This is a genomic window from Actinosynnema sp. (assembly GCF_052038725.1).
Genome location: NZ_JBQGCX010001507.1, coordinates 1 through 1,679, shown reverse-complemented (window position 1 = coordinate 1,679; position 1,679 = coordinate 1). Strand labels below are relative to the sequence as shown.

Annotated in this window: 2 protein-coding genes; both read left to right on the top strand. The window is 77.5% G+C overall.

Annotation, left to right across the window (positions count from 1 at the left end; translation table 11 throughout):
• Positions 1 to 835 (top strand): phosphotransferase family protein (locus ACTUAL_RS31765; RefSeq protein WP_440902809.1); only part of this gene is annotated, 835 nt, incomplete at its 5' end.
• Positions 836 to 987: 152 nt separating this feature from the next.
• The coding region (locus ACTUAL_RS31760) for a S8 family serine peptidase (RefSeq protein WP_440902808.1) at positions 988 to 1,679 on the top strand (692 nt) is incomplete at its 3' end.

Sequence of the window (1,679 nt, the reverse complement as noted above, 5' to 3'; positions counted from 1 at the left end):
ACCGGTCGGCTTCGGCGACCACCACTGGCACGTCACCGACGCGGGTGGCCGCCGGTGGTTCGCGACCGCGGCCGACCTGACGCGCAAACCGCACTGCGGCCCCGACCGCGACTCCGCGCTGGCCGGGTTGCGGGCCGCCATGGGCGTGGCGGTGCGACTGCGGCAGGCGGGGCTGGAGTTCGTCGTCGCCCCGGTCGGCGAGCCCGTGGCGGAGCTGGACGACCGGTACGCGCTCAGCGTGTTCCCGCACGTCGCCGGGGTTCCCGGCCACTTCGGGCAGGAGCTGTCCGAGGGGGACGGCGCGCTGGTGCAGGAGCTGCTGGCCCGGTTGCACGCCACACCGGTCGACGCGCCCGCGATCCCGATCGCCCCTCCCCCGCCGGACGCCGACGGGCCCTGGGGCGACGGGCCGTACGCGGAGCGGGCGCGCCTGCTGCTGCGGCGGCACGAGGAGGTCGTCCGCCGCAGGCGCGCGGAGTTCGCGGAGCTGGCCGAGGTGGTGCGCCGCCTGCCCGTCGTGCTCACCCACGGCGAGCCGCACCCCGGCAACCTGATCCGCGCCACGACCGGCTTCCACCTGGTGGACTGGGACACCACCGGCCTGGCCGTCCCCGAGCGCGACCTCGCCCTGCTGCCCGGCGACCTGTCCCGCTACCGGGAGCTGACCGGCCACACCCCCTCCCCCGAGGCGCTGCGCCTGCACCGGCTGCGCTGGCCGCTGGTGGACCTGGCCGAGTTCACCGACCTGTTCCGCGCCCCGCAAGGCGACGACACCGACACCGCACTCGCGTCGACCTCGTTCCAGGACACCCTCGCCGCGCTCGCGACCGGCTGACGCGGGCCGCTTCGGACCCCCGACCCCGACCACCCGTCGGCCCACGACCCCGCAAACCCCCGGCCCACCCACCGCACCACCGCCCGGCCCCTGCGCCCGCCCCGCACGAAGAAGCGCTCACGACGCTGTCCGAGCGGTCCGGCGCGCTGTTCGTGGTCGCCGCGGGCAACGACGGTGCCGACCGCAGCGCGGCCTCGCCGGGCAGCGCGGACGCGGCGCTCACCGTGGGCGCGGTGGACCGGGACGACGCGGTCGCGCCCTTCTCCAGCAGGGGCCCGAGGGTGGGCGATGGCGCGGTCAAGCCGGACGTCACCGCGCCCGGCGTCGGCATCGTCGCCGCGCACGCGAGCACCAGCGGGCGGCCCGGCCGGAACGGCAGGCTGCCCCTGTCCGGCACCTCGATGGGCATCCCGCACGTCGCGGGCGCGGCGGCGCTGCTCAAGCAGCAGAAACCCGGAGTGGACCGGGCAGCGGGTCAAGGCCGCGCTGGTGGCGTCGGCGGTCCCGACCGAGGGCGCCCCGCTGTTCGCCAGGGGCGCGGGCCGGGTCGACCTGGCGCGCGCGATCGGGCAGGGCCTCACCTCGGGGCTGATCACCGCGTCACCGGGGCGGATCACCGTCCCGGCGACCGCGAGCCCACGGCGGACGGCCTGGTCACCCTGCAGGACGTGCTGACGGGCGAGAGCCGGGGCCTGTTCCCCGCCGAGGGCGGCACCACCGTGCGGCTCCCGGCGGGCGGGTACCCTGGACCGCCCGCAGGGCGGATTCGCGCACGTGCTGCGGCCGAGCCTGCGGGTGTCCGGGCCGACCGAGGCGGTGTTCGACGCGAGCACCGCGAAACCGG